Annotated in this window: 19 protein-coding genes; 11 read left to right on the top strand and 8 right to left on the bottom strand. The window is 59.4% G+C overall.

Annotated features, from left to right (window positions below; translation table 11 throughout):
* Positions 1-180: 180 nt before the first annotated feature.
* On the bottom strand, positions 181-1,131 hold the full coding sequence (locus OGY07_RS18785; RefSeq protein WP_181821818.1) for a sugar-binding transcriptional regulator: 951 nt from the start codon (positions 1,129-1,131) through the stop codon (positions 181-183).
* Between the two features lie 382 nt (positions 1,132-1,513).
* Between OGY07_RS18785 and OGY07_RS18780 the strand changes: the two genes are divergently transcribed.
* On the top strand, positions 1,514-2,344 hold the full coding sequence (locus tag OGY07_RS18780) for a transketolase (RefSeq protein ID WP_042285644.1): 831 nt from the start codon (positions 1,514-1,516) through the stop codon (positions 2,342-2,344).
* The gene (locus OGY07_RS18775; protein ID WP_042285642.1) at positions 2,337-3,278 is read left to right on the top strand and encodes a transketolase family protein; all 942 of its coding nucleotides are present in this window, start codon (positions 2,337-2,339) and stop codon (positions 3,276-3,278) included. The genes OGY07_RS18780 and OGY07_RS18775 overlap by 8 nt, the downstream gene beginning before the upstream one ends.
* Here OGY07_RS18775 and entD read toward each other — a convergent pair.
* Both entD and OGY07_RS18765 read right to left on the bottom strand, forming a co-directional pair.
* Positions 3,275-3,898 (bottom strand): enterobactin synthase subunit EntD, encoded by a 624-nt coding sequence (entD, locus tag OGY07_RS18770; protein WP_181821817.1) that lies wholly within the window; start codon positions 3,896-3,898, stop codon positions 3,275-3,277. The two genes, OGY07_RS18775 and entD, sit on opposite strands and share 4 nt — an antisense overlap.
* Positions 3,899-3,945: 47 nt before the next feature.
* Positions 3,946-6,219: a TonB-dependent siderophore receptor gene (locus tag OGY07_RS18765; RefSeq protein WP_286602361.1), complete on the bottom strand. Its 2,274-nt coding sequence runs from the start codon at positions 6,217-6,219 to the stop codon at positions 3,946-3,948.
* A 243-nt stretch (positions 6,220-6,462) separates the two neighbouring features.
* Here OGY07_RS18765 and fes point away from each other — a divergent pair, with 243 nt between their 5' ends.
* From fes to entF, 3 genes are read left to right on the top strand one after another with little or no spacing between them, the layout of a single operon-like run.
* Positions 6,463-7,665: an enterochelin esterase gene (gene fes / locus OGY07_RS18760; protein ID WP_286602359.1), complete on the top strand. Its 1,203-nt coding sequence runs from the start codon at positions 6,463-6,465 to the stop codon at positions 7,663-7,665.
* A 30-nt stretch (positions 7,666-7,695) separates the two neighbouring features.
* On the top strand, positions 7,696-7,914 hold the full coding sequence (locus OGY07_RS18755; protein ID WP_042285631.1) for an MbtH family protein: 219 nt from the start codon (positions 7,696-7,698) through the stop codon (positions 7,912-7,914).
* A complete protein-coding gene (gene entF, locus OGY07_RS18750) occupies positions 7,911-11,810 on the top strand; it encodes an enterobactin non-ribosomal peptide synthetase EntF (RefSeq protein ID WP_286602355.1) in 3,900 nt (1,299 codons plus the stop codon). The genes OGY07_RS18755 and entF overlap by 4 nt, the downstream gene beginning before the upstream one ends.
* Before the next feature lie 57 nt (positions 11,811-11,867).
* Here the strand turns inward: entF and fepC are convergent, their stop codons facing one another.
* From fepC to fepD, 3 genes are read right to left on the bottom strand one after another with little or no spacing between them, the layout of a single operon-like run.
* Positions 11,868-12,671 (bottom strand): iron-enterobactin ABC transporter ATP-binding protein, encoded by an 804-nt coding sequence (gene fepC, locus OGY07_RS18745; RefSeq protein WP_286602353.1) that lies wholly within the window; start codon positions 12,669-12,671, stop codon positions 11,868-11,870.
* Positions 12,668-13,660 carry an iron-enterobactin ABC transporter permease gene (fepG, locus tag OGY07_RS18740; RefSeq protein ID WP_042285627.1) on the bottom strand — a complete coding sequence of 331 codons (993 nt, stop codon included), beginning with the start codon at positions 13,658-13,660 and terminating at the stop codon, positions 12,668-12,670. Before fepG ends, fepC begins: the two co-directional genes overlap by 4 nt.
* Positions 13,657-14,661 carry a Fe(3+)-siderophore ABC transporter permease gene (fepD, locus tag OGY07_RS18735; RefSeq protein WP_042285624.1) on the bottom strand — a complete coding sequence of 335 codons (1,005 nt, stop codon included), beginning with the start codon at positions 14,659-14,661 and terminating at the stop codon, positions 13,657-13,659. Before fepD ends, fepG begins: the two co-directional genes overlap by 4 nt.
* A gap of 107 nt (positions 14,662-14,768) precedes the next feature.
* Between fepD and entS the strand changes: the two genes are divergently transcribed.
* Complete coding sequence (entS, locus tag OGY07_RS18730) at positions 14,769-16,004, top strand: enterobactin transporter EntS (protein WP_042285620.1); 1,236 nt, start codon at positions 14,769-14,771, stop codon at positions 16,002-16,004.
* A gap of 31 nt (positions 16,005-16,035) precedes the next feature.
* Here the strand turns inward: entS and fepB are convergent, their stop codons facing one another.
* The gene (gene fepB, locus OGY07_RS18725) at positions 16,036-17,007 is read right to left on the bottom strand and encodes a Fe2+-enterobactin ABC transporter substrate-binding protein (RefSeq protein ID WP_373322620.1); all 972 of its coding nucleotides are present in this window, start codon (positions 17,005-17,007) and stop codon (positions 16,036-16,038) included.
* A 159-nt stretch (positions 17,008-17,166) separates the two neighbouring features.
* On the opposite strand from fepB, the gene entC reads away from it, so the two are divergent.
* From entC to entH, 5 genes are read left to right on the top strand one after another with little or no spacing between them, the layout of a single operon-like run.
* On the top strand, positions 17,167-18,342 hold the full coding sequence (entC, locus tag OGY07_RS18720) for an isochorismate synthase EntC (protein ID WP_286602349.1): 1,176 nt from the start codon (positions 17,167-17,169) through the stop codon (positions 18,340-18,342).
* 9 nt (positions 18,343-18,351) lie between these two features.
* Complete coding sequence (gene entE, locus OGY07_RS18715; protein ID WP_042285617.1) at positions 18,352-19,959, top strand: (2,3-dihydroxybenzoyl)adenylate synthase EntE; 1,608 nt, start codon at positions 18,352-18,354, stop codon at positions 19,957-19,959.
* Positions 19,960-19,972: 13 nt separating this feature from the next.
* Entirely contained in the window at positions 19,973-20,830 is an 858-nt protein-coding gene (locus OGY07_RS18710) for an isochorismatase (RefSeq protein WP_286602347.1), read from the top strand.
* Positions 20,830-21,585 carry a 2,3-dihydro-2,3-dihydroxybenzoate dehydrogenase EntA gene (entA, locus tag OGY07_RS18705; protein ID WP_042285615.1) on the top strand — a complete coding sequence of 252 codons (756 nt, stop codon included), beginning with the start codon at positions 20,830-20,832 and terminating at the stop codon, positions 21,583-21,585. Before OGY07_RS18710 ends, entA begins: the two co-directional genes overlap by 1 nt.
* Positions 21,586-21,587: 2 nt before the next feature.
* A complete protein-coding gene (entH, locus tag OGY07_RS18700; RefSeq protein ID WP_060568928.1) occupies positions 21,588-22,001 on the top strand; it encodes a proofreading thioesterase EntH in 414 nt (137 codons plus the stop codon).
* A 37-nt stretch (positions 22,002-22,038) separates the two neighbouring features.
* On the opposite strand, the gene OGY07_RS18695 is transcribed toward entH, so the two are convergent.
* Entirely contained in the window at positions 22,039-23,151 is a 1,113-nt protein-coding gene (locus tag OGY07_RS18695; RefSeq protein WP_286602342.1) for a M20 family metallopeptidase, read from the bottom strand.
* Positions 23,152-23,155 lie beyond the last annotated feature (4 nt).

Below are 23,155 nucleotides of genomic sequence, written 5' to 3'. Positions count from 1 at the left end.
GGCTGAGCTACCGAAAAAATCATCAATTGTGCTGAGAATCACACTTAGAGAGTGAGCAGAATAGCAAAGACCGGTGAAAATTACGTGGAGGTGAATCCTTTCAGTTTATTGAAATTTAAAGATTTTTAATGCCTTTGCGCACAAGGATCGCAACGCAAAGGCAGTACAGTGAGGCGGAATTCAGGCGGTGACCAACTGGCGAGCGGTGGGATAGTCGGTGATCAAAACGTCAATATAGCCGCCGTTCAGCGCCCCCTTAATGGCCGCGACTTTGTCGGTACCGCCAGCCAGCGCCACGACGTTTGGGCATTTTTTCACTTTGTCGAGCGCCATGCCGATCACCGGATCTTCGTCGTCCTGTAAAACAGGTTGACCGCTTTTGTCATAGTAGTGCAGACAGATATCCCCTACGGCACCGCGATCGGCCAGCACCTGGAGCATATCTTCGTGATAATAGTTCCCGGAGGTTTTAAGGAGCTGCGACGGTTCGAGAATGCCGATGCCGACAATGGCGATATCAACGTTATCGAAGCGTGAGATCACATCGGCGACGTCTTTGCTGGCGATAAGCCGGTTTTTCTCTGCCACCGAACCTTCGATACTTTGCGAGGGCAGAAGCCAGGCATCGCAGTTCAGGTGCTGCGCCAGCGTTTGGGTGAGGATGGTAGCCTGCACATTGCCGTTTGGTCCGACGCCGCCGAGAAGTTGAATGACGCCGCCCGCCTTCAGATTTTGTGTATGGACTTCGTCGACCATTGCGCGGATGGTTGAACTCCACGACGAGACGCCAACCAGATCTTTAGGCCGCAGACGGGTTTCAAGATAGTGGGCCGCGGCGGAGCCTATGGCGCGTTTAAGGGCGTGATCGCTGGCATCTTCTTCCGTATCCACCACGATGGCTTGTTTCAACCCGTAGCGTTCTTCGATGCCTTTCTCAAGATTAAGAAAAATATTGGACGGTTGAACGACGCTGATTTTCACCACGCCCTCTTTTTGACAGCGGGTGATTGCGCGGGAGATAAACGACTGAGAAAGCGAGAGAAGCTGAGCAATATCGGACTGTTTGCGACCCTCGAGATAGTAAAGGGTTGCGATTTTAACCAATAGCCGTTGTTCATCCTGCTTTGCCATAGTATTCCCCAAAAAAATTCATCATAGCCAGACACATACGTTCCGTACCGCCATTATCTTAGAGGGTATTATCATACGCGAAAAGACAAAGCTGGTAAGTGTGACAAAGCTCTAAGTTTAACCAATCCTCAAAAACAGCATTGGACAAAGCTGAGAAAAAGGTCGCATAATTGAATAAAGAATCAAGTGTGAATATATATTCAATGTAGCGTTAAGTCAATTGAATATGTCGTTCGTTAATCCAGTTGCGGTAAGGAGACAGAATGTTCCTGAGTATCCTGCAGCGGCACAAGCCATGTCATGCAACGCCTGGGGATGTCTGGTTTTTTTAGTTCCTGGTGGAATAAATATTCCATATTGAAAATAAATTCAGAGGTATTAAATGAATCCCTATAATTACGATATCCAGACGCTTGAGCGCAAGGCGCGAGCCGTGCGCCGCCACATTGTCAGACTCAACGCCAACAGTCCCGCAGGCGGCCACACCGGTGCCGACTTGTCTCAGGTTGAACTGCTGACCGCGCTCTACTTCCGTATTCTCAACGTCGCGCCGGATCGCCTGGACGATGACCAGCGCGACATCTACATCCAGTCTAAAGGGCACGCGGTGGGGTGCTATTACTGCGTGCTGGCAGAAGCGGGATTTTTCCCCGTCGACTGGCTGGAAACCTACCAGCATGCCAACTCCCATCTTCCCGGACACCCGGTTCGCCAGAAAACCCCCGGCATTGAGTTGAACACGGGCGCGCTGGGCCACGGTTTGCCTGTTGCGGTGGGACTGGCGCTGGCAGCCAAAAAAAGCAACAGCGCCCGCCGCATTTTTTTGATTACCGGCGACGGCGAGCTGGCAGAAGGCAGTAACTGGGAAGCCGCGCTGGCGGCAGCGCATTACGGGCTGGATAACCTGATCATCATTAACGATAAAAACAATCTTCAGCTTGCCGGGCCGACCCGCGAAATCCTGAATACGGACCCGCTGGCCGATAAATGGCGGGCGTTTGGTATGGCGGTAACGGAGTGTGAAGGCAATGAGATGGCGTCGGTGGTTGCCGCGCTGGAAGGGCTGAAACAGGCGGGTAAACCCAATGTCATTATCGCCAACACCACCAAAGGCGCAGGGATCTCCTTTATTCAGGGACGTCCGGAATGGCACCACCGCGTACCGAAAGGCGAAGAAATCGCACTGGCACTGGAGGAACTGAAAGATGAGTAATGCAGAACACCTCGCGAACGTGATGGTTCAGGCGTTTATTGATGCCGTGGAAAAGGGCGTCGACCTGGTGCCGGTGGTGGCGGACTCCACCTCGACGGCGAAGATTGCCCCGTTTATCAAACAGTTTCCCGGCAGGCTGGTTAACGTGGGGATCGCCGAGCAAAGCATGGTCGGTACGGCGGCAGGGCTGGCGCTGGGCGGGAAAGTCGCCGTCACGTGTAACGCCGCACCGTTCCTGATTTCCCGGGCTAACGAGCAAATCAAAGTCGATGTTTGTTACAACAACACGAACGTGAAGCTGTTTGGCCTGAACGCCGGGGCCAGCTATGGGCCGTTGGCCAGTACCCACCATTCGATCGACGATCTCGCTGTTATGCGGGGGTTTGGCAATATCCAGATATTCGCCCCTTCGTCTCCGCGCGAATGCCGTCAGATCATCGACTATGCCCTCGGTTATGTCGGTCCGGTGTATATCCGTATGGACGGCAAAGCGCTGCCGGAGTTGTATGGTGAGGACTATCGCTTTGCGCCTGGCGCGGTTGTGACGTTACGCGAAGGTGACGATCTGGCGCTGGTGGCGACAGGGTCGACGGTGCATGAAGTGGTGGATGCCGCCTCGCTGTTAGCCGACGCCGGTATCCATGCGACGGTAATCGGCGTGCCGTCAATCCGCCCTTGTGATACACAGGCCCTGTTGGCTGCGCTGAAAGGGTGCAAGGCGGTAATAACCGTTGAAGAACATAACGTTAACGGCGGGCTGGGCAGTCTGGTGGCGGAGGCGCTGGCAGAAGCGGGCAGCGGCGCGGTACTGAAACGGTTGGGTATTCCGGACGGTGAATACGCTGCGGCGGCGGATCGGCGCTGGATGCGACAACACCATGGCTTTGACGCGCAGTCTGTGGCGAATCAGGCGCGAGAGTTGCTCAACGGTTAACCGCGGGCCAGCGTGATCAGATGCTGTTGGGTGAAATGCCACTGCACGCGCCAACGCAGCGCGCGGTGGCGCAGACGCAGCAGGTTTGCCTGCACGTCGACAATCTCATAGTGGTGAAACCCGGCGTGATGCTGCTCTGACGCTGGCGTGGCTTTAAAGGCGCTCTCTTTGGCGGAAAAGGCCAGCGTCAGCGCCTGTTCAAAGGGCAGGCGACACGCTTTCAGACGTTCCTGCTCAGTCTCCGAAACGAGACTTCTTACCAGTTCTTCCGCCGTCTGCGGCGAAAGCAAGGCTTCTGTATCAACCCCCACTGGCTCTCTGGCGACTACCGCCAGCGCGGTATTGCCGCAGTGGCTGATGCTGCCGAACAGCCCTTCCGGCCATAGCGGCTGACGCCGATCGCCGATGCCCGGTACGCTTTTGACGCCATACTCCCTTAACGCATGTACGGCGGCAATCCGGCCTGCCAGATGCTCGCTTTTACGCTTGCGTCCGGCGTTCATCAGACGCGTGTAGTGAGGGAGCCACAGCAGGTCGCTTTCCTGAAAGCTGGCGGGATCGAAAGTGACGACGTGCAGCGTAAGGTCGGCGAAGGGGAGACGAGAATGGGTGATTTGCATGGGATGATAATAACACCCTTCCGCCCGCGCGGAAGGGTGTGCTGATATCAGAAGTGGGTGTTTACGCTCATATACCACGTACGACCCGGTTCGTTATACGTGTACGCGCCTGCGCCACGCATATACGAGACGTCAGTCGTGCTGCCGGTAGTCTGGGCATTCCCCTCACGCCACAAACGCTTGTCGAAGACGTTATCCACGCCGCCGGTCAGGCTGACGTTCTTGGTCACGTCCCAGGTGGCGCTCAGGCCAACGATGCTGTACGGGCTGACGGACTGTTTGTCTGAACCCGTCACCGGTTTACCCTGGTAGTCGTATTTCTTCGGCTCTTGTTTGCCGTACCAGGTGAAGGTGGACTGCAGCGAGACGTCCTGATGCACCTGCCAGCTCAGCGTTGAGTTCAGCGTGTACTCTGGAATAATCGACAGGCGCTCGCCGGTCTCTTTGTTCTTACTCTGCAGCATGTACGTGATGTTGTTAGTCCAGTTCACCGTTTCACTGACCGGCACGTTTAACGTTCCTTCCAGACCTTCAACCACGGCTTTGGGTACGTTCTCCCACTGGTAAATATCGGTGTAAGTGGTTTTCCCTTTGCTGGTGATGGACGTGCGGTTCATCGGCGCGGTACCCGCCTCAATCTTATTGCGGTAATCATTGCGGAACCAGGTAATGCCCGCCAGCCAGCCGTCGCGTTTGAACTCAAGGCCGATCTCTTTGTTAATGCTGGTTTCAGCTTTCAGGTCATCGTTACCCATCATGTAACAGCCGATGCCGGACGCCGCGCCCGTGGCGTAACAGCCCTGGCCTTTGCTGTACAGAATGTAGTTCGGGTTGGTCTGGTACAGGCTCGGTGCTTTATAGGCGCGGGCGATCCCCATTTTCAGGGTAAAATCGTCGCCGAGGCCCTGTGACAGGTTCAGGGACGGACTCCAGTTGTTGCCGACGATGCTGTGATGATCGAAACGCAGCCCCGGCGTCAGCATGGTGGTGTTGGTCAACTCCATGTTGTTCTCAGCGAACAGCGAGAAGATTTCCGCTTTTGAATACGGGCTGCGATCGGTACTGCTATAGCCCGGAATATCGCCGCCCATAAAGGTTTGCGAGTTGGAAAGCATGTCCTTCATGCGCTGTTGGGTCCACTCGGTGCCCAGCGTCAGGTTCTGGTTTACCAACAGATCCAGTGGAATACTGACTTCACTGTGCAGGGTCACGTCGTTCAGGTCGGCATCAACATATTTCTGTGCGGCCTTCGGATCGAAGATCCCTTCGGTACCGCCCGCCAGACCTTCCGGTGTTCGGGAGTTACGGGTATGTTCATACTGCACCCAGTTGCTGGTGGTGACGCCGTTGTCCCAGCCGCCGTTCCAGGTCAGCGAGTAGTTTTGACGGTACAGACGGTTAGTCTCTTTGCCGTAATTATCTTTCACCAACTGGTTCGTGTTGGTATTTTGCGTATCCCCGGCGTACAGGTTGCCCTGACGACTGTAGCCCGCTTCCAGTTCGAGGGACTGCATCGGCGCGAAGTCCCAGCGCACCACGCCGTTAATATCTTTGTTGATGACCCCTTCGCGTCCGGCGGGCAGGGTATCTGCATAGGTGCCGGTACGCTCTGATTGATGCCCCTGGTTAATGTTGCGCGCGTCGGCCTGGGTTTTATCGAGGTTACCGTACAGACGGAAGCTGAAATCCCCGCCGAGCGGGCCGTTCAGGCTGAAGTTGGTGCGCTTGGTCGCGCCTTCGTCTTTGTGCTCCGGCGCGTTGAAATAGGTGTTCCACGAGCCGTGCCACTCGCTGCTGCTTTTCTTGGTGATAATATTCACCACGCCCCCGGCGGCGCCATTGCCGTAGCGCGCTGCGGCAGGACCGCGCAGCACTTCAATGCGTTCAATCATTTCCGGCGGTACCCAGGCCGTATCGCCACGGGTGTCACGTTCGCCGCGCCAGCCAAGTCGCACTGAGTTACGGCTGGTGACGGGCTTACCGTCGATCAGAATCAGGGTGTTTTCCGGCCCCATACCGCGAATGTCGATCTGGCGGTTGTTGCCGCGCTGACCGCTGGTCGAGTTACCGGTCAGGTTAACGCCTGGCATCGTACGGATAATTTCCGCGACGTCGCGAGCGGGCGGGTTTTTGCGAATTTCATCGGCGGTAATGGTCGACACGCCGGGGGCCTGCAGGTTTTGCTGGGCGGCGGTCACGACGATGGTGTCTTCATGAGAGGCGGTTGTGCTGTCGGTTGTCTCTTCTGCCATGGCGGGCAGCGCGACCCCGTAAATCCCTAAATTGACCAATAAGGCCAGTGAATGAATCTTCTTGTTCATTGTTTATCCTGCTTTTCTTTAGCCACGTGTACCAGTTGCCGGAAAGACGCATCTGGCCCGATATCGCCCGCGTCTGCGAAAACCCTCCATTCCAGAAAAGCACGCAGTGCGGTTGGTTAAAACGTGTTCGCGCTTCCCACAGCGCGACAATACGCTATTGCAAATGCAAATAGTTATCAATAATATTATCAATATATTTCATCAATCAATGAAAAATTTCACAATAAACATGGGGTTAAGACGGTGACGGCGTTAACGGTTGGGAGCGAGGCCTGGTGGCAGTCAAAAAACGGTCCTGAATGGACACGCGATGCCAACGGCAATTACCAGGTCACCTTCTGGTGGCGCGATCCGCAGGGCGATGAAACCTGCTCCCCCATTCAGCGCGTGTGGGTCTATATCACCGGCGTGACCGACCATCATCAGAACCAGTTGCCTCAGTCGATGCAGCGCATTGCCGGAACGGATGTCTGGCAATGGCGAACAGTTCTTAGCGCTCACTGGCGCGGCAGCTACTGTTTTATTCCTACCGCGCGTGACGATGTGTTTGCCGGTCTGGCGGCAGGTGAAACGCCCGATCGGACCATGTTGCGCGAAGGCTGGCGGCAGTTGTTGCCCCAGGCGATTGCCGACCCGCTCAACCCGGTAAGTTGGCAGGGCGGGCGAGGACATGGCGTGTCGGCGCTGGAAATGCCCCAGGCGCCAGCGCAGCCCGGCTGGGATCGCCCGCAGCCGCCCCGTTCTCTGCCAGCTGTGGTGCAATGGCGCAGCAAACGCCTCGGCAATACGCGACGGGTGTGGGTTTTTACTACCGGCGACGATCGGCCGCAAACGCGTCCGTTGGCTGTGTTGCTCGACGGCCAGTTCTGGGCGCAAAGTCTGCCGGTCTGGCCTGCGCTGACGTCACTCACGCAGCAAGGGCTGCTTCCGCAGGCGGTGTACGTGCTGATTGATGCGATCGATACCGCTCACCGCAGCCGCGAGCTTCCCTGTAATCCCGACTTCTGGCTGGCCGTGCAGGAAGAATTATTGCCGCAGGTTTACGCCGTTGCGCCGTTCAGCGACCGCGCCGATCGCACGCTGGTGGCCGGACAGAGCTTCGGCGGCTTGTCATCGCTCTACGCCGGACTGCACTGGCCCGGGCGCTTCGGCTGCGTCCTCAGTCAGTCCGGTTCGTACTGGTGGCCCCATCGCGGCGGCCATCAGGACGGGTTTATCACAGAACAACTCAAAGCCGGGCTTCTTCAGGCCAACGGTTTGCGCATTGTGCTGGAGGCCGGGGTCCGGGAGCCGGTGATTTTCCGGGCGAACCAGGCGCTTTATGCACAACTAAAGACAACACAGCAGTCGGTTTTCTGGCGTCAGGTTGACGGCGGACATGATGCGCTTTGCTGGCGCGGCGGACTAATGCAGGGGCTTATCGACCTCTGGCAGCCGCTGCGTTAAGCAGGCGATTTTCCACGACAGGAGTTGAGTATGGAATTCACGAATCCCTTCGATAACCCGCAGGGACTGTTTTACATTCTGCAAAATGGTCAGCATCAGTTTAGCCTCTGGCCGCAGCAGTGCGCGCTGCCCGCTGGCTGGCAGGTGGTAGCCGGGCCTCAGTCCCAGGCGGCGTGTCAGCAGTGGCTGGAAACACACTGGCGTACTTTGCTTCCTCACCATTATGCCGTTTCGCAGGAGGCGCTATGAGCCAACGTTTACCGCTGGTCGCCGCTCAGCCCGGCATCTGGATGGCAGAAAAACTGTCAACGCTGCCGTCGGCCTGGAGCGTCGCCCACTATGTGGAGCTTACTGGCCATCTGGACGCGCCGTTGCTGGCGCGCGCGGTGGTTGCCGGAATGGAGCAGGCCGACACGCTGCGGATGCGCTTTACGGAAGATAACGGCGACGTCTGGCAGTGGGTGGATGATTCTCTGCGCTTTGCCGGGCCGCAGATAACCGATCTGCGTGATGCCGTCCATCCTCATGACGCTGCGCTGGCGCTGATGCAGGCGGATCTGCAACAAAATCTGCGCGTGGACAGCGGTAAACCGCTGGCGTTTCATCAGTTAATTCGGGTAGCGGATAACCGCTGGTACTGGTATCAGCGCTATCATCATTTGCTGGTCGATGGCTTTAGTTTCCCGGCCATTACCCGTCAGATCGCGGCGATATACCGCGCGTGGCAGCGTGATGAACCCACGCCCGCCTCGCCGTTTACGCCGTTTGCTGAGGTTGTAGAGGAATATCAGCAGTATCGCCAGAGCGACGGCTGGCAGCGCGACGGCGCGTTCTGGACTCAGCAGCGCCGGGAACTGCCGCCGCCCGCGTCGCTGTCTTCCGCGCCGTTGCCGGGACGCGCGACAACGGCAGAGATCGTCCGCATGAAGCTGAACGCGCCGGAAGGGGCGTTTCGCCAGCTGTCGGCGCAGTTCCCTGACGTGCAGCGCACCGATCTGGCGCTGGCGCTGGTGGCGCTGTGGCTCGGCAGGCTGTGCAGCCGAATGGAGTACGCCGCGGGCTTTATCTTTATGCGTCGGATGGGCTCGGCAGCTCTGACGGCGACCGGACCGGTGCTTAACGTGTTACCGCTTGGGGTACGCATTGATGCCGCAGAAAGTCTGGCGGATCTGGCGAAACGACTCTCGGCGCAGTTGAAAAAAATGCGCCGTCATCAGCGCTACGACGCAGAGCAGATCGTTCGCGACAGCGGGCGCGCCGCCGGAGAAGAACCGCTGTTTGGCCCGGTACTCAATGTTAAAGTTTTTGATTATCAACTGGATATTCCGGGCATTCAGGCACAGACCCATACGCTGGCGACCGGTCCGGTCAACGATCTTGAACTGGCGTTGTTCCCCGATGAAGACGGCGGCCTGAGCATCGAGCTGCTGGCTAACAGCCAGCGTTATGATGAAGCGACCCTGACGAAGCACGCCGCGCGTCTGACGGCGATAATTGAACAGTTTGCAGAAAATCCTGCGCTACGCTGCGGCGATGCCGACATGCTGCTGCCGTCAGAGTGGCGGCATCTGGAGAGCGTCAACGCCACGGAGGTCGCGATCCCTCGGACGACCCTCAGCGCGCTGGTGGCGGAGCAGGCGAAAAGAACGCCGAATGCCCCGGCGCTGGCGGATGCGCGTTATCAGTTCAGCTACCGTGAAATGCGCAAGCAAGTGGTGGCGCTGGCGACGCTGCTGCGCGAGCGCGGCGTGAAACCGGGGGACAGCGTCGCGGTGGCGTTACCGCGCTCTGTTTTCCTGACTCTCGCTCTGCATGGCATTGTCGAAGCCGGTGCGGCCTGGCTGCCGCTGGATACCGGCTATCCGGACGATCGTCTGCGGATGATGCTCGAAGATGCCCGACCTAAACTGCTAATCACCAGTGAAGAACAGCGTGCTCGCTTTAACGACCTGCCGGGGCTGGAAAGCCTTTGCTACAGCGAACCGCTGGCAGGCGGGGACGGCCAGCCGCTCGGTTTATCTCAGCCGCACCATACCGCCTATATCATTTTCACCTCCGGGTCGACGGGCAGGCCGAAAGGCGTGATGGTGGGGCAAACCGCCATCGTCAATCGTCTGCTGTGGATGCAAAACCATTATGGGCTGACGGCGAGCGACGTGGTGGCGCAAAAAACGCCGTGCAGTTTTGACGTCTCGGTCTGGGAATTCTTCTGGCCGTTTATCGCCGGCGCGAAGCTGGTGATGGCCGAGCCGGAGGCACACCGCGATCCGCTCGCCATGCAGCGCTTCTTTGCCCATTATGGGGTGACGACTACCCACTTTGTGCCGTCGATGCTGGCGGCGTTTGTGGCGTCGCTAACGCCGGAAAGCGCCCGCGAAAGCTGCGCCACGTTGCAACACGTCTTCTGTAGCGGCGAAGCGCTGCCCGCCGAGCTGTGCCGGGAGTGGGAGCAACTGACCCATGCGCCGCTGCATAACCTGTACGGGCCGACGGAAGCGGCGGTAGATGTCAGCTGGTATCCCGCCTGGGGTGACGAACTGGCAGCGGTCACCGGCAGTAGCGTACCGATTGGCTTCCCGGTCTGGAACACAGGGCTGCGCATTCTGGATGCGATGATGCATCCGGTTCCGCCTGGCGTGGCGGGCGATCTCTACCTGACCGGTATTCAACTGGCACAGGGATATCTTGGGCGACCGGATCTCACCGCGAGCCGGTTTATCGCCGATCCGTTTGCCCCCGGCGAGCGCATGTATCGTACTGGCGACGTTGCGCGCTGGCTGGATAACGGCGCGGTGGAGTACCTTGGGCGCAGTGACGATCAGCTCAAGATCCGCGGACAGCGCATTGAACTGGGTGAGATCGACCGCGTGATGCAGGCGCTGCCTGATGTTGAGCAGGCGGTGGTACATGCCTGCGTCTTTAATCAGGCGGCGGCGACCGGCGGCGACGCCCGTCAACTGGTGGGGTATCTGGTTTCACAGTCCGGCCTGCCGCTGGATATTGCGGCGCTACAGGCGCAACTGCGCGAGACATTGCCGCCGCACATGGTGCCAGTGGTGCTGCTACAACTGGCGCAGTTGCCGCTCAGCGCCAACGGCAAGCTCGACAGAAAAGCGTTGCCGATGCCGGAACTGGCCCCGCGCGCCAAAGGCCGTGCGCCGCTGGCGGGGGTTGAGACGCAGGTGGCGCGGGCGTTCAGCCAACTGCTGGGCTGTGAAGTTAACGACATTGATGCCGACTTCTTTGCTCTCGGCGGTCATTCGCTGCTGGCGATGAAGCTGGCGGCGCAGCTCAGCCGTATTTTCGCGCGTCAGGTGACGCCGGGGCAGGTGATGGTGGCGTCGACGGTTGGCCAACTGGCCGCGTTACTGGAGGCCGAAGACGACGTACAGAGCCAGCGTCTGGGTTTTGAAACGCTGCTGCCGCTGCGTAAAGGCAGGGGACCAACGCTGTTCTGTTTCCATCCGGCGTCGGGATTTGCCTGGCAGTTTAGCGTTCTGTCACGCTATCTCGGTTCGCAGTGGTCGATTACCGGCATTCAGTCTCCCCGTCCACAGGGGCCGATGCAGACCTGTGCCGATCTGGACGCGGTCTGCGAACGCCATCTGGCGACACTGTTGGCGCAACAGCCGCACGGCCCGTATTACTTACTCGGCTATTCGCTCGGCGGCACGTTAGCGCAGGGCATTGCGTCGCGCCTGCGCGCGCGTGGTGAAGCGGTCGCTTTCCTGGGCCTGCTCGATACCTGGCCGCCGGAAACGCAAAACTGGTCGGAAAAAGAGGCCAACGGGCTGGATCCGGAAGTGCTGGCGGAAATCGATCGCGAGCGGGAAGCGTTTCTGGCCGCCCAGCAGGGGAAGGCTTCCCGTGAATTGTTCAGCACCATCGAAGGCAACTATGCTGATGCTGTACGGTTACTGAGCACCGCGCACAGCGTCCCGTTTGACGGGCGAGCGACCCTGTTTGTGGCAGAAAAAACGCTGCCCGCAGGGATGAGTCCGACAGGCAGTTGGGCGCCGTGGATCGCTGAACTGGAGGTGTATGGTCAGGACTGCGCGCATGTGGAGATCATTTCTCCTGCGGCGTTTGAGAAGATTGGTCCGGTTATCGCCGGGAAGCTGAACGGCATTGAGGCGGGTGAATAAATAAACCCGCCAGCCGGACAGGGCATATGCACCTTGTCCGGCTAAGCCATTTCGTCGTTAACCTCTGTTTGAACGTCCAAGCGGCACGACCAGCGGCGTACCCGCGACCGGATCGTCAATGATGGTGCAGCGCAACCCGTAGATTTCCTCAATCAACCCGGCGTTGACAATCTCGCTAGGGGCGCCCTCGGCGACAATTTTTCCGTCCCGCAGGGCAATCAAATGCGTAGCGTAACGGCAGGCCTGGTTCAAATCGTGCAACACCGCCGCAAGGGTATAGCCTTTCTCGCGATTCAGTTCGCTCAACAACTCCAGCAGATCGATTTGATGGCTGATATCCAGCCAGGTGGTGGGTTCGTCCAGCAGCATAATCGACGTCTCCTGCGCCAACACCATCGCAATCCATGCGCGCTGGCGCTGCCCGCCGGAAAGCGTGTCCACGCTCTGGTTGGCCAGATGGGTAATACCGGTGGCGCGCATCGCCTGCGAAACGGCTTCCTCATCCTCTTTGCGCCAGCGGGTAAACAGCGGCTGGTGCGGGTAGCGACCCCGCGCCACCAGTTCCTGAACGGTAATATCACCGGGGGTGGTGGCGTTTTGCGCCAGCAGGCCGATGCGTCGCGCGACCTCTTTACTGGCGTAACGCTGGATGTGCTCGCCATCCAGCCAGACGTGTCCGTGTACGGGCGTCATCAGGCGGCTCAGGGTACGCAGCAACGTCGATTTGCCGCAGCCGTTTGGCCCGATAATCGCGGTGAAATGCCCGTCCGGAATGGCGACGCTAAGATTGTCGGCAACGGTGAATTTTCCATAACCCAGCGTTAACTGGTCGCCACGCAAACGGGCTACTGATTCGGTCATTTTTTGCGGGACTCCTGAATTAACAAGGCGATAAGGTAAATACCGCCGAGGCTCACGGTGACAACGCCCACCGGAAGCTGGTAAGGCATAAACAGTTGCTGTGCGCCGAGATCCGCCGCCAGCAGCAGCAGCGCCCCGCAGAGCGCGGACTGGGTTAATCCCCAGCGGGCGGTACCGCTAAGTCGGCGGGCGATGTGCGGCGCGACGAGCGCAACAAACGAAATCGGTCCGGCCAGCGCGGTGGCTGCGGCGGTTAATACCACGGCCACCAGCATCATCATCAGGCGGGAACGCTCGACACTGACGCCCAGCGCACAGGCGCTGTCATCGCCCATTTCCAGCAGACGCATTCGGCGTACCAGCAGGGCGGCGCAGATCAGCATGAGAATAATCAGCGGCGCGGACGGCCAGGTTTTTGCCCACGTCAGACCGTTCAGCGACCCGGCGTTCCACAGTCCGGCGGTCAGCGCCGTCTCCAGCGAGGCTTTCAACAGCAGCCAGGTGTTGAACGCCACCAGCATCGCGCGTACGCCGATACCGATGATGATCAGGCGGAAGGTCTCGATGCCGTTGCGCCAGGCGAGCAGCCAGACCAGCAGCGAGGTAAGAATACCGCCCGCCATTGCCGCCAGCGCGATGGCGGTCAGATGCTGGCCAAACAGCACCATTGCCACCAGCACGCCGCTCCAGGCGCCGGTGTTAAAGCCCATCACGTCGGGGCTACCTAAGGGGTTTCGCATCAGCGACTGAAAAATCGCCCCGCTGACCCCGAGCGCTGCGCCGATCAGCAACGCCATCAATACCCGCGGCAATCGCCATTCGGTGACGACCATCGTGATACTGCGCGGCGCATCGCCGAGCAGGGCGGCGATAATCTGCGAGGTTTCGAGCGTTACGGCGCCGCTGCGCAGACTCCACATACCGACTAACAGGCAGGCAAGCAACAGTAGCAGGCAACTGATAAACAGACGACGGGAGATATGCCTCATGCGGCACCTCGCGGGCGTCGACGAACCAGAAAAATCAGCACCGGCGCGCCGATAAAGGCGCTGACGACCGAGACCCGCAGTTCGCCGGGAACAATCAGCCGTCCGATGATATCCGCAAACAGCAACAGGGCAGGGGTGGCGATCAGCGTGACAGGCAATGACCAGCGGTGGTCGGCGCCCACCAGCCAGCGCGCCATGTGCGGCATCATCAGGCCGATAAAGGCGACAGGCCCGACGATCGCCGTGGCGCTGCCGCAGAGCACGGTGATGGCCAGCAGGCCGATAAGCTGTGTGCGCGCGACTTTGCTGCCCAGCGCCGTAGCGGTATCACTGCCAAGACTTAGACTGTTGAGCGCCCGGCTCAGCATCAGCGCCGTCGCTCCCGCGATCAGTACCGGTACAATGACCACCTTGAGCGTTTGCAGGCTGCGGATATCCAGCGAACCGGCCTGCCAGAAGCGCAGTTGATCGTAGACGTCCGGGTTAAGCAGCGCGATCCCGCTGGTGAGGCCTTCCAGCACCGCCGCCAGTGCGACGCCGGCGAGCGTCAGGCGCACCGGACTGAGCTGTCCGCCGCCCTGGCTACCGGTAAACGCCACGATCAGCGACGCCACCAGCGCGCCCGCAAAAGCCATTACCAGTTGCTCCTGCGGTGTGGAAAAGCCAAACAGCGCCGCCCCCAGCACGATGGCGAAACTGGCGCCGGAATTGACGCCAAGCAGGCCGGGATCGGCCAGTGGGTTACGGGTGAGCGTTTGCATGAGCGCCCCGGCAAGGCCGAGCGCGCCCCCCGCCAGCAGACCCGCCAGCGTGCGCGGCAGACGGGCGTCGAGCACGATCGTGCAGTCGGCGCTGTGGCAACTGCCGCGAAGCGCATCCAGCACCACGACCGCGGGGAGGGGCTTGGCCCCGATGATGAGACTTAATGCCGTGGCGACAATCAGTAATAACAACAATCCGGGCACGGCAATGGCGCGCGTCACGGAAACAGAGCATGACATATCCACTTCCCTGATAATGATAGTAATTATCGTTATCGATCTTATTTGAATATGTTACCATGTGCAGCCACGGAATTGATAATAAAAGTACCCATCAAGGTTTTGTAATGAATCGACAATCCTGGCTCCTCAACCTCAGTCTGTTGAGGACGCATCCTGCTTTTCGCGCGGTCTTCCTCGCCCGTTTTATCTCGATCGTCTCGCTGGGTTTGCTCGGCGTGGCGGTACCTGTTCAGATCCAGATGATGACTCATTCCACCTGGCAGGTCGGTCTTTCGGTGACGTTGACCGGCAGCGCGATGTTTATCGGGCTGATGGTTGGCGGCGTGCTGGCGGACCGCTACGAGCGGAAAAAAGTGATCCTGCTGGCGCGCGGCACCTGCGGCATTGGCTTTATCGGCCTGTGCCTGAATGCCATGCTGCCGGAGCCGTCACTGATGGCGATTTATCTGCTCGGTTTGTGGGACGGTTTCTTTGCCTCGCTCGGCGTGACCGCATTGCTGGCGGCAACGCCTGCGCTGGTCGGGCGCGAAAACCTGATGCAGGCCGGGGCGATCACTATGCTGACCGTACGTCTGGGCTCGGTGATTTCGCCGATGCTCGGCGGGCTGCTTCTTGCCTCTGGCGGCGTGGCGTGGAACTACGGGCTGGCGGCGGCCGGAACATTTATAACTTTGCTGCCGTTGCTGAGTTTACCCGCTCTGCCGCCTCCGCCGCAGCCGCGTGAGCATCCATTGACGTCGCTGCTCGCGGCATTTCGCTTTTTGCTTGCCAGCCCGCTAATCGGGGGGATCGCGCTGCTCGGCGGATTGCTGACAATGGCCAGCGCCGTGCGCGTGCTGTATCCGGCGTTGGCGATCGGCTGGCAGATGTCAGCGGCACAGATTGGCTTGTTGTACGCCGCCATTCCGCTCGGCGCGGCGGTTGGCGCGTTGACCAGCGGACAGCTGGCGCACAGCGTGCGGCCGGGGTGGATTATGCTGCTTTCTACCGTGGGATCGTTTCTGGCGATCGGTCTGTTCGCCCTGATGCCCATCTGGGCGCTGGGCGTTGTCTGCCTGGCGCTGTTTGGCTGGCTGAGCGCAATAAGTTCGCTGTTGCAGTACACCCTGCTGCAAACCCAGACGCCGGAACAGATGTTAGGACGGATTAACGGTTTGTGGACCGCGCAGAACGTGACCGGGGACGCCATTGGCGCGGCCTTATTAGGCGGACTGGGCGCTGTGATGACGCCCGTGGCGTCGGCCAGCGTCAGCGGGTTTGGTCTGGTGATGATTGGCGTACTGTTGATGCTGTTGTTAAGCGAGCTGCGGCGGTTTCGCCAGCAGCCAGCCAGTGCCTGAGTCGCGACGCGCCGTCAGGCACAATAACACGTTAAAACAGGTCGGCGAGGCGGTCTAAAACCCGCATTGCGCTGTAATAGTCCAGACGGAAGGATTCGGTGCCCATCGCATAAACGCGTTTGTTCTGAACCGCAGGCAGGTGCGCCAGCAGCGGGTTGGCATAAATCGCTTTCTCGTCCTTTTCGTCACCGGCAAACAGGAACAGCGCCTGGCCATTCAGCCCGGCGGCGAGATTTTCTCCGCCAAGCTGGATGATGTCGTGACGTTTGCCCTGGCTCTGGCTGGCCTGTAACCCGGCAGGCAGTGTCGCCAGCGTAAAGCCAAGCTGTTCCAGCATCTTGCCCTGTGCCGAGTCCGGAGTCCACAGGTTGGCGGTGTGGGCGGCGGCGGTGTAAACCAGCGCGCTCACCGGCTGCGGCGGCAGGGTTAACTGCTGTTTCACGCTCGCCAGCTTCTTATCGAACTCGGCGATGCGCGCGGCGGCCTGTTTTTCCTGACCGGTGATCGCGCCTAGCTGGGTCAGCAGCGTCTGCCAGCTTTTATCGTCGTAATTGATGATAAGCGTCGGGGCGATGGTTGACAGCTGATCGTACAGCGCCAGCGCCGAATCGCCGCCGGTGGCGCTGATCAAAATCAGGTCAGGCATCTGCGCCGCGACGGCTTCTGCGCTCGGCTCGCCAATGTACAGTCGCGTCAGTTTGCGTGCTTTCGCCACGTCGCTCCACTGGCGCAGAAAGCCCTGACTGTCCGCCACACGGTTGTTCGGGGTGGTGGCGCCACTGGCAATGACCGGGGCGTCTATCGCCAACAGCGAACCGGTGAGCGTGACGCTGGTGGAAACGATGCGTTCGGGCTTGCGCTCCAGCGTGTGGCTTCCGCGGCTGTCCGTGACCTGGCGCGGCCAGTCAGCGGCCTGGGCTGAGGAGAATCCGAAAACGGCAAGCGTAATAAGCAGGGTGGGGAGAGAAGACAGTCTCACTAATCGGTTCCTGTACTGAGTGATTAATGCTTCTCATTTTCATTATTAAGGGTAAGGGATGCAAGCCTTAGTCGCACATTGTGCTACCCCAGGAGTTGACATACTGCCTGTTTGCTTTTAGGTTAGCGCCCGAAAATATAAATGATAATCATTATTAAAACCTTTATCATTTTGGAGGATGATATGGATACGTCACTGGCCGAGGAAGTACAGCAGACCATGGCAACACTTGCGCCCGATCGCTTTTTCTTTATGTCGCCGTACCGCAGTTTTACGACGTCAGGATGCTTCGCCCGTTTCAATGAACCTGCCGTCAACGGCGATTCGCCAGACAGTCCTTTCCAACAAAAATTACATAATCTGTTCGCCGATGCCAAAGCGCAGGGCATCGCTAACCCGATAATGGTCGGCGCTATTCCGTTTGATACCCGCCAGCCTTCTGCGTTGTTTATCCCGGAGGCCTGGGAAACCTTCTCGCGACAGGAAAAACAGCAGGCCTCGCGTTATTTTACCGGTCATCAGTCGCTGAATGTGACCGAACGCAGGGCGATCCCGGAGCAGGACACCTTTGAAAGTATGGTGGCGCGAGCCGCTGCGCTTACCGCCACGCCGGAGGTTGATAAGGTTGTGCTGTCGCGCCTGATTGATATCACCGCCGACGCGGAGATCGACAGCGGCGCGCTGCTTGAACGTCTGGTGGCGCAAAACCCAGTTAGTTACAACTTCCATGTCCCGCTGGAGGACGGCGGGGTGCTGCTCGGCGCCAGTCCGGAGCTGCTGCTGCGCAAAGAGGGCGAGCGCTTCAGTTCGCTGCCGTTAGCCGGTTCCGCCCGTCGCCAGCCGGATGACGTGCTGGACAGGGAGGCGGGTAACCGTCTGCTGGCATCCGAGAAGGATCGCCATGAACACGATCTGGTGACCCAGGCGATGAAAACCGTTCTGCGCGATCGCAGCAGTGAACTGCACCTGCCGTCTTCGCCGCAATTGATTTCCACCCCGACGCTGTGGCACCTCGGCACGCCCTTTGAAGGTAAGGCGAACGCCGGAGAAAACGCCCTGACGCTGGCGTGTCTGCTGCATCCGACGCCGGCGCTGAGCGGCTTCCCGCATCAGGCGGCGATTAAGCTTATCGCTGAACTGGAACCGTTCGACCGTGACCTGTTTGGCGGCATTGTCGGCTGGTGCGACGCCGACGGAAACGGTGAGTGGGTGGTGACGATCCGCTGTGCGAAGCTGCATAAAAACCAGGTTCGCCTGTTTGCGGGCGCAGGAATTGTCCCGGCCTCTTCGCCGGTGGGGGAATGGCGTGAAACTGGCGTCAAGCTCTCCACCATGTTGAACGTTTTTGGATTGCATTAAGGAGCGATGATGAGCATTCCTTTCACCCGGTGGCCTGACGAGTTTGCCCGGCGTTACCGTGAAAAAGGGTACTGGCAGGATCTGCCGCTGACGGACATTCTGACCCGCCATGCGCAAAACGACAGTACGGCGGTGATCGACGGCGAGCGCCATTTGAGCTATCGCCAGTTGAATCAGGCGGCGGCGAATCTCGCCAGCAGTTTACGCCGTCAGGGCATCAAGCCGGGCGAAACCGCGCTGGTGCAACTGGGCAACGTGGCCGAACTGTATATCACTTTCTTTGCCCTGCTGGAGCTGGGCGTGGCGCCGGTCCTCGCCCTGTTCAGCCATCAGCGTACCGAACTGAACGCTTACGCGAAGCAGATAGAACCCGCGCTGTTGATTGCTGACCGCCAACACGCGCTGTTTGCGGGCGATGATTTCCTGAATACCTTTGTGGCGGAGCACAACACTATTCGCGTGGTGCATCTGCTTAATGATCACGGCGAACATTGCCTGCAGGCAGCGATTGACACCCCGGCGGAGGCGTTTACCGCCACGCCGTCCCCTGCCGACGAGGTGGCTTATTTTCAGCTTTCCGGCGGCACCACCGGGACGCCGAAGCTGATCCCGCGAACCCATAATGACTACTACTACAGCGTGCGCCGCAGCAACGAAATTTGCCGCTTCACCGCGCAGACGCGTTTTTTATGCGCGATTCCGGCGGCGCACAATTATGCGATGAGTTCGCCGGGGTCGCTGGGCGTGTTTCTCGCCGGGGGAACCGTGGTGCTGGCGGATGATCCGAGCGCCACGCTGTGCTTTCCGCTGATCGAAAAACACCAGATTAACGCCACGGCGCTGGTGCCGCCTGCGGTCAGCCTGTGGCTTCAGGCGATTAACGAATGGGGCAGCAACGCGCAGTTGGCCTCGCTGCAACTGTTGCAGGTGGGCGGCGCGCGTCTGTCCGCGTCGCTGGCGGCCCGTATTCCGGCGGAGATCGGCTGTCAGCTCCAGCAGGTGTTTGGCATGGCGGAAGGGCTGGTGAATTACACCCGCCTTGACGACAGCCCGGAGCGAATCATCAACACCCAGGGACGTCCGATGTGTCCGGATGACGAAGTGTGGGTAGCGGACGCCGACGGTAATCCGCTGCCGCAGGGCGAGACCGGACGGCTGATGACCCGCGGTCCGTATACCTTCCGCGGTTACTTTAAAAGCCCTGAGCACAACGCCAGCGCATTTGACGCCAACGGGTTTTACTGTTCGGGCGACCTGATTTCCATCGATAAAGACGGATACATCACCGTTCAGGGACGTGAAAAAGATCAGATCAACCGCGGCGGCGAGAAGATCGCCGCTGAAGAGATCGAAAACCTGTTGCTGCGCCATCCGGCGGTAATCCATGCGGCGCTGGTCAGCATGGAAGATGAGCTAATGGGCGAGAAAAGCTGTGCGTATCTGGTGGTGAAAGAACCCCTGCGCGCCGTCCAGGTGCGTCGATTCCTGCGCGAGCAGGGCGTCGCGGAATTTAAGCTGCCGGACCGTGTAGAGACCGTCGAGGCGCTGCCTCTGACGCCGGTCGGTAAAGTCGATAAAAAACAATTACGTCAGTGGCTGGCTACGCGCACGGCCTGAAGGAGAACACGCAATGGCAATCCCAAAATTACAGGCATACGCGCTGCCGGGCGCGCAGGATATTCCGACCAACAAGGTGAACTGGGCCTTTGAACCCGAGCGCGCGGCGCTGTTGATTCACGATATGCAGGATTACTTTGTCAGCTTCTGGGGGGAAAACTGCCCGATGATGGCGCAGGTTATCGCCAATATCTTCGCCCTGCGGGAATACTGTAAAGCACATCACATTCCGGTCTATTACACCGCCCAGCCGAAAGAGCAGAGCGATGAAGACCGCGCGTTGCTCAATGATATGTGGGGGCCGGGCCTGACCCGTTCACCGGAGCAGCAAAAGGTGGTGGATCTGTTGACGCCGGATGAGGCTGACACGGTGCTGGTGAAATGGCGATACAGCGCGTTTCACCGTTCACCGCTTGAACAAATGTTGAAAGAGACGGGGCGTAACCAGTTGATTATCACCGGCGTGTACGCGCATATCGGCTGCATGACCACCGCCACCGACGCCTTTATGCGTGACATCAAGCCGTTTATGGTGGCGGACGCGCTGGCGGACTTTAGCCGCGAAGAGCACCTGATGTCGCTGAAGTACGTCGCAGGACGTTCCGGCCGGGTGGTGATGACGCAGGATCTGCTGCCCGCGCCAGTCCCAGCCAGCAAAGATGCGCTGCGCGCCCTGATCCTGCCGCTGCTGGATGAGTCCGATACGCCGATGGATGATGAGAACCTCATTGATTATGGTCTGGATTCGGTGCGGATGATGGCGCTGGCGGCGCGCTGGCGCAAAGTACATGGCGATATCGACTTCGTGATGCTGGCGAAAAATCCGACGATTGACGCCTGGTGGACACTGCTTTCACGCGAGGTGAAGTAATGGCCGGGTTTGACTTTCAGGGCAAAACGGTGTGGATTACCGGCGCCGGTAAGGGCATTGGTTACACGACCGCGCTGGCGTTTGCGAAAGCGGGCGCACAGGTCACCGGTTTCGACCGTGAATTCGCGCTGGACGACTACCCGTTCGTCACCGAAACGCTGGACGTGGCGAATGCAGGGCAAGTGGCCGAGGTGTGCCAGCGTTTACTGGCGCAAACCGAACGACTGGACGTGCTGGTGAACGCCGCCGGGATCCTGCGTATGGGGGCCACCGATGCGCTGAGCGCCGACGACTGGCAGCAAACCTTTGCCGTCAACGTCGGTGGGGCGTTTAATCTTTTTCAACAGACGATGGCGCAGTTTCGCCGCCAGCAGGGGGGAGCGATTGTCACCGTGGCGTCCGACGCCGCGCACACCCCGCGTATCGGCATGAGCGCCTACGGCGCGTCAAAAGCAGCGCTGAAAAGCCTGGCGCTGACCGTTGGGCTGGAGCTGTCGGGTAACGGTGTGCGCTGTAACGTGGTGTCGCCTGGCTCCACTGATACCGATATGCAGCGCACGTTATGGATTAGCGACGATGCTGAACAACAGCGCATTCGCGGCTTTGGCGAGCAGTTTAAGCTCGGTATTCCGCTGGGCAAAATCGCTCGTCCGCAGGAGATCGCTAATACCATTTTGTTCCTTGCTTCCGATCTGGCGAGCCATATCACGCTGCAGGACATCGTGGTGGACGGCGGTTCGACGCTGGGAGCATAACGATGATCTGGAAACGTCACTTAACGCTGGATGAACTGAATGCCACCAGCCAGAACACGATGGTGGCGCATCTGGGGATCCTCTACACCCGCCTGGGCGATGAGGTGCTGGAAGCGGAAATGCCAGTCGATGCCCGCACTCATCAGCCGTTTGGCCTGCTGCACGGCGGCGCGTCAGCGGCACTGGCGGAGACGCTGGGCTCGATGGCGGGCTATCTGATGACCCGGGACGGTCAGTGCGTAGTGGGGACCGAGCTGAATGCCACCCATCATCGTCCGGTCTCTCAGGGAAAAGTACGCGGCGTCTGTCAGCCGCTGCACCTGGGGCGCCAAAGTCAAAGCTGGGAGATTGTGGTGTTTGATGAGCAAGGGCGGCGTTGCTGCACTTGCCGGCTGGGAACCGCGGTGCTCGGTTAAGGTAAATACCCCTCCCTGTGCAGAGAGGGGTTGACGCTTACAACTGCGACACGATGCGGCGTAATAAGCGGATCCGCGGCGCGATCGAGGCGATATCCAGCCATTCTGCCGGGCTGTGGAAACCCGCCCCTACCGGACCAAGACCGTCCAGCGTCGGAATGCCTAACGCGGCGGTATGGTTGGCGTCGCTGCCTCCACCGACGGCCTGCCAGGTAATCGCAATACCTTCTTCTTTACCCGCCTGCTCCACGAGGGCCATCAGCTCGGCCGTCGCTTCACTTGCCGCCATCGCCGGTTTGTGATTGACCTGAACGAGCGTGGTGGTGACTCCGTCAAGGAAGCCGCGCTCGCACATCTCCTGCAACGCCTGATGGACGCGGGCATCTTCGTCGTTTTGCCAGAAGCGTACGTCGAGTTCGGCAAAGGCGCTATCCGGCACCACGTTAGCAGCGCTGCCGCCGCGAATGACCCCTACGTTAAGCGTCGTTCCGGCGCGGCTGTCGGCGAGGGCATTGATCGCGACAATACTGTTCGCCAGAGCGGTAATCGCCGAGCGTCCTTTTTCCGGTTCGTTACCTGCATGGGCGGCAACGCCGGTGAAGGTCAGGTGATAACCTGCCATTCCCTTACGCGCCTTCACCAGCGAGCCGTCGGCGCGCGCTGCTTCGCAGACCAGCACGCAGCGTGATTTTTTCGCCAGTTCGCCAATCCATTCGTGAGAATAGACGCTGCCGGTTTCTTCATCGGGATTCATGGCGACCGCGATGCTCAGGCGTTCGCGATGTTCCGGCGCCAGCGTGCGCATTGCCCAGAGGATGTTTAGCAGGCCGCTTTTCATGTCAGAGACGCCAGGACCATACAGTCGGTTTTCATCGGGGCTCATCGGGCGTTCGGCCACGGTGCCAGCCGGGAAAACGGTGTCCATATGCCCGACCATCAGCACGTCGAATTTTTCGGCGCCCGGTTTATTGGTGACAAACAGGCCGGGACCGACCTTATCGCCCAGATCGACGGACTCAACGTGCCAGCCCTCCTGCTGCCAGAGCTGGCGGATGATGCCGGCAACCTGCGCGACACCTTCAAGGGTGGCGGTGCCGCAGTCCACGTTGACCAGGGTTTCCAGTTCGGCAAAATACGTTTCAAGATCCATACAT

Source organism: Citrobacter sp. Cs237 (assembly GCF_030332325.1).
GTDB lineage: Bacteria > Pseudomonadota > Gammaproteobacteria > Enterobacterales > Enterobacteriaceae > Citrobacter_A > Citrobacter_A sedlakii.
This window is presented reverse-complemented; position numbering and strand designations above follow the sequence as displayed.